The following is a 7993-nucleotide window of genomic DNA, read 5'->3' on the forward strand; positions in this document are numbered from 1 at the left end:
GATCTACACCCAAGCGCCGCAGGAAATCATCGGCGTCGAGGAAGAGCCAGTTCCAATTTCAGGTATGTGGAAAATCACCAGCTTTGACGGTGAAACCCGCCATTTCAATAAAGGCGAGATCTTCCCCGAAGGAGAAGGAGTTCGGACGCAAGATGTACTTCTCGGACCCCAAATGGGGCTGACCATTTGGGAGCTGGTCAAAGGCGACCACAACGAGCCTTTGCGTAGAAAAGCAATGTGGTAAGGTAACAAGCCATAAATAATCTACTAACAAGTATAGATTGACCTGAAACCCAACATTTATCAAGGTCGTCTGAAAAATTCAAAACCCTTTTCAGACGACCTTTGCTTCGTATCCGTTACAATATCTGTTTTAAACCCTGCCTATCCGTTCCATGAAAACTCTGTTTCGTTTGTTTCCTGCCACTGTTTTGCTTGCGCTGCTGCCTTTGGGCTTCTTGGTGGTGATGGTGGTTTCGCCATTGGTGGCGATGGCGGCTTATGACGGGTCGGCTTGGTCGTTGGTATTGGCCGATGATTATATGCAGCATCGCTTGGTTTGGACGGTGGTTCAGGCGGCGGTCACTTGTGTGCTGGTTTTATTGCTCGGCATTCCGGTAGGGTGGTCGTTGGCGAGGTTGTCGTTTCGTGGGCGTGAGATGATTTTGCGGCTTTTGATGTTGCCGTTTGTGATGCCGACTTTGGTGGTCGGGGTAGGGGTGTTGGCTTTGTTCGGGGCAAACGGTGTGTTGTGGGCGGGCTGGCAGGACACGCCGTATTTGTTGCTTTACGGCAATGTGTTTTTCAATTTGCCTGTGTTGGTACGCGCGGCGTATCAGGGTTTTTTGCAGGTGCCGCAGGCGAGGCTGCAGTCGGCGCAGACACTGGGTGCGGGGGCTTGGCAGCGGTTTCGTTTTGTGGAATGGCCGGTGTTGCGCCCTTGGTTGGCGGGCGGGGCTTGTTTGGTATTTTTGTATTGTTTTTCGGGTTTCGGACTGGCTTTGTTGCTCGGTGGCAGCCGTTATACGACAGTTGAGGTGGAGATTTATCAGTTGGTGATGTATGAGCTGGATATGGCTCAAGCGTCGGTTTTGGTGTGGATGGTGTTGGGCGTGACGGCATTGGCGGGGCTGCTGTATGCGTATTTGAGCCGGCAAACGGCTTCTGATAAGGCGGTTCGTGCGTTGCTGCCTCATCGTCCGCAATCTTTCGGCGAACGTGTTTTGCTGGGTTTTTCTTTAATGGTCTTGCTGCTGTGTTGCCTGTTGCCTTTGGTGGCGGTGGTTTTTCTGGCGGCGTCGGCAGGCGGGTCTTGGGGCGTATTGTTGGAACAGGAAACCTTGGCGGCAGGATGGAATACGCTGCGGTTTTCGGGGATGGCGGTTTTGACGGCGGTGGTGCTGGGGGTGATGTATGCGGCGGTTGCGCGACGGGTGGCGTGGGTGCGCGGTTTGGTGTTTTTGCCGTTTATGGTTTCGCCTGTCTGCATTGCCGCCGGTATATTGCTGCTTTATCCGCAATGGACGGCATCGCTGCCTTTGTTGGTTGCCACTTATGCGCTGCTGGCGTATCCGTTTGTGGCAAAAGACGTGTTGGCGGCTTGGGACGATTTGCCTGAAGATTATGTGTCGGCTGCGCGCGGTATGGGGGCAAATGCTTTTCAGACGACCTTGTATGTGACCGCTCCATTATTGAAACCCGCCTTGCGACGCGGTTTGACTTTGGCGGCAGCAACCTGTATCGGAGAGTTTGCCGCCACGCTGTTTTTGTCGCGCCCCGAATGGCAAACGCTGACCACTTTAATTTATTCCTATCTGGGTAGGGCAGGGGAGGACAATTATGCGCGGGCAATGGTGTTGACGACGGTTTTGATGCTGCTGTCGCTGATGGTGTTTTTGCTGTTGGACGAACGTGAAAAGACTTGATGCCTGCTTTTGAAATGTAGCATGATGTTTATAGAGGTCGTCTGAAAACATTTCAGACGACCTCAAATCCATTTAGATTGTCAACAATTCCATTCAAAAATAAAAAGATACGCGGCGAAACCATGCCCCGACATTTTTATTTTCATTCGCTATCCTTTACAATACCTTCCTTTATCTTTCATTCCAGCTTCCTTATGAACGAACACGTTTCCGTCCCATCCCCTGTCGGCGAAGACTACCTGCTCTTAGGTCAATACGCCGAACGCGCCTATCTCGAATACGCCATGAGCGTGGTCAAAGGCCGCGCGCTGCCTGAAGTTTCAGACGGCCAGAAGCCCGTGCAGCGGCGCATTTTGTTTGCCATGCGCGATATGGGCTTGACGGCGGGGGCGAAGCCGGTGAAATCGGCGCGCGTGGTCGGCGAGATTTTGGGTAAATACCACCCGCACGGCGACAGTTCCGCCTATGAGGCGATGGTGCGGATGGCGCAGGATTTTACCTTGCGCTACCCCTTAATCGACGGCATCGGCAACTTCGGTTCGCGCGACGGCGACGGGGCGGCGGCGATGCGTTACACCGAAGCGCGGTTGACGCCGATTGCGGAATTGCTGTTGTCCGAAATCAATCAGGGGACGGTGGATTTCGTACCGAACTACGACGGCGCGTTTGACGAACCGCTGCACCTGCCCGCCCGCCTGCCGATGGTATTGCTCAACGGCGCGTCGGGCATTGCAGTGGGCATGGCGACCGAAATTCCGTCGCACAATTTGAACGAAGTTACGCAGGCGGCGATTGCGCTGTTGAAGAAGCCGACGTTGGAAATCGCCGACCTGATGCAATACATCCCCGCGCCTGATTTTGCCGGCGGCGGTCAAATTATCACGCCGGCGGACGAATTGCGCCGTATTTACGAAACCGGAAAGGGCAGCGTGCGCGTGCGTGCGCGTTACGAAATTGAGAAGCTGGCGCGCGGGCAATGGAGGGTGATTGTGACCGAGCTGCCGCCGAACGCCAATTCCGCCAAAATCCTCGCCGAAATCGAAGAACAAACCAACCCGAAACCGAAAGCAGGTAAAAAACAGCTCAACCAAGACCAGCTCAACACCAAAAAGCTGATGCTGGATTTAATCGACCGCGTGCGCGACGAGTCCGACGGCGAGCATCCCGTGCGACTGGTGTTCGAGCCGAAATCCAGCCGCATCGATACCGATACCTTCATCAATACGCTGATGGCGCAGACTTCGCTGGAAGGCAATGTGTCCATGAACTTGGTGATGATGGGGCTGGACAACCGCCCCGCGCAGAAAAATCTGAAAACGATTTTGCAGGAATGGCTGGATTTCCGCGTCGTGACCGTAACACGTCGTCTGAAATTCCGTTTGAACCAAGTGGAAAAACGGTTGCACATCCTTGGAGGCCGTCTGAAAGTCTTTCTGCACATCGACGAAGTGATTAAAGTCATCCGCGAATCGGACGACCCGAAAGCCGATTTGATGGCGGCGTTCGGGCTGACCGAAATCCAAGCCGAAGACATTTTGGAAATCCGCCTGCGTCAGTTGGCGCGTTTGGAAGGTTTCAAACTCGAAAAAGAATTGAACGAATTGCGCGAGGAACAGGGGCGTCTGAATATCCTTTTGGGCGACGAAAACGAAAAACGCAAGCTGATTATCAAAGAGATGCAAGCGGACATGAAGCAGTTCGGCGACCCGCGCCGCACGCTGGTGGAAGAAGCCGGGCGCGCAGTGCTGACACAAACCACCGCCGATGAACCCATCACGCTAATTTTGTCGGAAAAAGGCTGGATACGCAGCCGTGCCGGACACAATCTCGATTTGAGCCAAACCGCATTCAAAGAAGGCGACCGCCTCAAACAAACCCTTGAAGGCCGTACCGTTTTACCCGTCGTCATTCTCGACTCATTGGGTAGAACCTACACGCTCGATGCCGCCGAAATCCCCGGCGGACGCGGCGACGGCGTGCCGGTTTCATCGTTAATCGAGCTGCAAAACGGAGCGAAACCCGTCGCCATGCTCACCGGACAACCCGAACAGCACTACCTGCTCTCAGGCAGCGGCGGCTACGGCTTCATCGCCAAGTTGGCCGATATGGTCGGGCGCGTGAAAGCGGGCAAAGTGGTGATGACTGTGGACAGTGGCGAAACTGTCCTGCCGCCGATTGCCGTCTATGCCTCTTCGCTCATCAATCCCGACTGCAAAATCGTACTGGCCAGCAGCGACCACCGTCTCTTGGCGTTTTCCATCGGCGAACTCAAAGTCATGCCTAAAGGCCGCGGTTTGCAGTTGATGTCGCTGACCGACGGTGCATCGCTGGAACACGTCCTCGTGACCACGGCCGCGGAATTTATCGTCGAAACCGTCGGTAAGCGCGGTGCGGCGCATCAGGAAAAATTGCGCATTTGCGATATCGACGGCAAGCGCGGCAAAAAAGGGAAGGTTTTGGACATCTCAGGTCGTCTGAAAACCTTGTCCGCTGCCTTCGCATAAACAACAAAAGGCGCGGTAACACATTGAAAACCTAGAAAACACGGTCGTTTTATGTTATGCTGACAAAATTAAAAAAATATTTACGACCGTCTGCGGCAATGTCGCAGAACGATTTCAAAAACAGGTACTAATAATGATAAAAATAAACAAAAAGGGTTGCGGATATGAGTAAGTCCGGCTTTCAGGAACTGGGAAACCTGAGCGAGCGGATACCCGGTTTAATCAATATTGCCCGCATTGCCATCGTGCTGCCGCTGTTGGTCATGCATGCTTTCGGCGTTTACAGTAATGGCACTCATATCGGCATGTCATTCCCGCCCGTCGAATTTTACAGCTGGGCAGCGCTGTATTCTTTCCTCATCTTGTTATCCGTCGCCCGTCCGGACTGGCAATGGCAGACTTTGGATTTGCCCAATGCCAGCGCAGTCGTCGATATTTCGATGATGATGATACTGGTGTATATCGCCGGCGGAGTCGATTCGGGCTTCGGCATCCTTGTCCTTCCTTTCGTCGCGACATCCTGCCTCCTCAGCTACGGGCATTACCCCATGCTGTACGCAGGTTACGCGTCCATGCTGTTTTTCTTCAATCTGCTGCTCGACGGCAGCATCCGCCTGCATCCGTTTGATTGGGATACGCAGCCCCTGATTACTACGGTCCTGCTTAGCGGCGCGTGTTACCTTGTCGCCATGTTGACTTCGTTTGCTGCCCGCTATCTGGAGCAGGCAACCGAATCTGCCAGCCGCCATCAGCTTGCCTACCGCCGCATCAGCGGATTGAACCGCCTCGTTCTCAACCGCGTGCAGGAAGCCGTTATCGTTATCGACAGTACCCAGCGCGTCTGGCTTTTTAACAAACAGGCAAAAACCTATTTCCCCGGTTTGGTGGTTGACCAACAAGAAATCGTGTTCGGCGAATTGGTTACACGCTGGCAATATCATCCCGACAAACCGTTTGAAACCGATATCCACATCTTTCAACACGCCATGCACGTCCGCGCTGTCCCCCTGATTCAGGAACAGACAGAACTGCTCATGCTGTATGTCCGTTCGCTGCGCGAAGTCGCGGCGGAAGCCATGTCCACCAAGCTCACCTCGCTCGGACAGCTTACCGCGAACCTCGCCCACGAAATCCGCAATCCGATGTCCGCCATTCGTCACGCCAGCGATTTGCTGCAAGAAAGTGATGACGATGCCGAACCCGATCCGGTTAAAGCCAAGCTTTGCGGCATCATCGACAGCAACATCCAGCGCATCGATAAAATGTTGGAAGACATCTCCCTGCTCAACAAACGCGACAACATCAGCCGCGAGCCGATCAATCTGATGAAATTCTGGCTCGACTTCAAACAAGAGTTCACGCTCAACAATTCCGAAGCTATCGGCTGCCTGCGCATGAATATGGACGGCAACAACCTTACCGTCCTCGCTGATGTGATGCACATCCAGCAAATTATGTGGAACCTCTGCAATAATGCTTGGCGGCACAGCCGTCAGGATGAGAATGCGATTACCGTCCTGATCCGCCCCAGCGGCAGGATGCACATTTCCATCGTCGTTGCCGATAACGGCAAAGGCATTTCGCCTGAAGTCCGCAACCATCTCTTTGAGCCGTTCTACACCACTGAAAAACAAGGTACGGGATTGGGATTGTACGTTGCCCGCGAACTGGCGCACGCCAATATGGGCCAACTCCATTACCACCCCGAAATGAACGGATTCGAACTGATTTTACCGAGAGAACACAATGAGTAAGCTGCAAGACCCAGTATTGGTCGTCGATGACGAGGCAGACATCCGCGACTTGATGGAAATGACGCTGATGAAGATGGGTCTGCGCGTGCAGACCGCCGTCGGCGTAGAAGATGCCAAAGACAAGCTCGACAACAACGATTACTCCCTCGTCTTGACCGATATGCGGATGCCCGACGGCTCCGGTCTCGAAGTCGTCCAATACATAGACGAACTCATGCTCGACACCCCTGTCGCGGTCATTACCGCCTTCGGTAATGCCGACCAGGCGGTCGAAGCGCTGAATGCGGGCGCGTTCGACTACCTGCAAAAGCCGATTACCCTTTCCCAACTGCGTTCGCTGGTTAAATCCGCCGTCTCTGTTTCCAATAGTACGGACGAGATTGCCCAGCCGCCGATAGAAAAACCGTCTGCACCCGTCGCCGCCGCATTCAACAAACCGAAAACTCCGCCCAAACCGCCCAAGCGCGATTTGAGCGGCTCCGTTACCGTTCCTGAAGGCCTGCGTTCCATGAAAGAACGCTTCGCCACCGGCGAAATCGCCATGCGGGCGAACGAAGACGTGCCGGAATTGGGCGGCGAAGAAGATATGCCGCGGCTGCTCGGCAGTTCGCCCCAAATGGTCGAGGTCCGCCACCTGATCCGCCGCCTCGCCCGCAGCGGCGTGCCCGTTTACATTTCCGGCGAATCGGGTACCGGTAAAGAACAGGCTGCGCGTACCATCCACGAATTGTCTGATCGTGCCGACAAGCCCTTTATCGCGGTGAACTGCGGCGCGATTCCTGAAAACCTGATGGAAAGCGAATTCTTCGGCTACAAAAAAGGCAGCTTTACCGGCGCCGACCAAGACCGTCTCGGCTTCTTCCAACACGCCGACGGTGGCACATTGTTCCTCGACGAAGTTGCCGACTTGCCGCTTGCCATGCAGGTCAAACTCCTGCGCGCCATCCAAGAAAAAGCCGTGCGCCGCATCGGTGATGCCCGCGAAACTTTCGTCGATGTCCGCATCATCTGCGCTACCCACAAGAACCTTGAAGCCCTCGTTGACAGCGGCGCGTTCCGCCAAGACTTATATTACCGCCTCAACGTCGTTACCCTGCACATGCCGCCCCTGCGCGAAATGCGTGAGGACTTGGGCGCGCTGATTCTGTACCTGCTCTACAAACACCGCCACGGTACGCAAACCTACAAACTCAGCCCCAAAGCGCAAGAAGCCCTGCTGCATTACAGCTATCCCGGCAACTTCCGCGAACTCGAAAACATCCTTGAGCGCGCCGTCGCTCTGACTGTCGGACAAGTTATCCAACTGGATGATTTGCAAATCCAAAATACGCCGACACCGAAAAACGACCATCCAAACCTCGATCTCGACGACATCGCCGATTCCGAAACACGAAAAGGCGAAACTTTGGATCACCAGCCGCTTCCGCCGTTTGATCCACGCACCATGCAGATTCAAGATTACCTTGACCAAATCGAGCGCGGCATTATCGAACAAGCGTTGCAGCAAACCCGTTACAACCGCACTCAGGCTGCCAAGCTCTTGGGTATCAGCTTCCGCTCCATGCGCTACCGTATGGAACGTTTGGATATCAATTAAGTCGGTGCTTTGCCGTTGGCTGCACGTTTAGGAAGCAAGACCCGAAATGTGCTTCAAATCTCAAACCGCGTATCTGCGATTCAAACGGATACGCGGTTTTTGATGTTTATGATGCGCAGAGGTCGTCTGAAAATTTTCAGACGACCTCTTTGTCTTGGGCGTTTTGTGGATAAATGCCGGCATAGTGGATTAACTTTAAACCAGTACGGCATT

At 54.1% G+C, this 7993-nt stretch carries 4 protein-coding genes and 1 pseudogene; all 5 read left to right on the forward strand.

Annotation, left to right across the window (positions count from 1 at the left end):
- A pseudogene (locus HMPREF2572_RS06685) lies at positions 1 to 244 on the forward strand (hypothetical protein); the annotation flags it as partial.
- 151 nt (positions 245 to 395) lie between these two features.
- The gene (locus HMPREF2572_RS06690) at positions 396 to 1925 is read left to right on the forward strand and encodes an ABC transporter permease (protein ID WP_070497135.1); all 1530 of its coding nucleotides are present in this window, start codon (positions 396 to 398) and stop codon (positions 1923 to 1925) included.
- A gap of 194 nt (positions 1926 to 2119) precedes the next feature.
- Positions 2120 to 4429 (forward strand): DNA topoisomerase IV subunit A, encoded by a 2310-nt coding sequence (gene parC, locus HMPREF2572_RS06695; RefSeq protein WP_070497139.1) that lies wholly within the window; start codon positions 2120 to 2122, stop codon positions 4427 to 4429.
- 164 nt (positions 4430 to 4593) lie between these two features.
- Positions 4594 to 6183: an ATP-binding protein gene (locus HMPREF2572_RS06700; protein ID WP_070497142.1), complete on the forward strand. Its 1590-nt coding sequence runs from the start codon at positions 4594 to 4596 to the stop codon at positions 6181 to 6183.
- Positions 6176 to 7780 carry a sigma-54-dependent transcriptional regulator gene (locus HMPREF2572_RS06705; protein WP_070497144.1) on the forward strand — a complete coding sequence of 535 codons (1605 nt, stop codon included), beginning with the start codon at positions 6176 to 6178 and terminating at the stop codon, positions 7778 to 7780. Before HMPREF2572_RS06700 ends, HMPREF2572_RS06705 begins: the two co-directional genes overlap by 8 nt.
- Positions 7781 to 7993 lie beyond the last annotated feature (213 nt).

The sequence above is a fragment of the Neisseria sp. HMSC064E01 genome, assembly GCF_001808875.1.
Taxonomy (GTDB): Bacteria; Pseudomonadota; Gammaproteobacteria; order Burkholderiales; family Neisseriaceae; genus Neisseria; species Neisseria sicca_A.

What these genes read in the sequence shown, in the direction of transcription:
- HMPREF2572_RS06705 (WP_070497144.1), top strand. Translation starts at nt 6,176, where the DNA reads ATGAGTAAGCTGCAAGACCCAGTATTGGTCGTCGATGACGAGGCAGAC.
- HMPREF2572_RS06700 (WP_070497142.1), top strand. Translation starts at nt 4,594, where the DNA reads ATGAGTAAGTCCGGCTTTCAGGAACTGGGAAACCTGAGCGAGCGGATA.
- HMPREF2572_RS06690 (WP_070497135.1), top strand. Translation starts at nt 396, where the DNA reads ATGAAAACTCTGTTTCGTTTGTTTCCTGCCACTGTTTTGCTTGCGCTG.
- parC (WP_070497139.1), top strand. Translation starts at nt 2,120, where the DNA reads ATGAACGAACACGTTTCCGTCCCATCCCCTGTCGGCGAAGACTACCTG.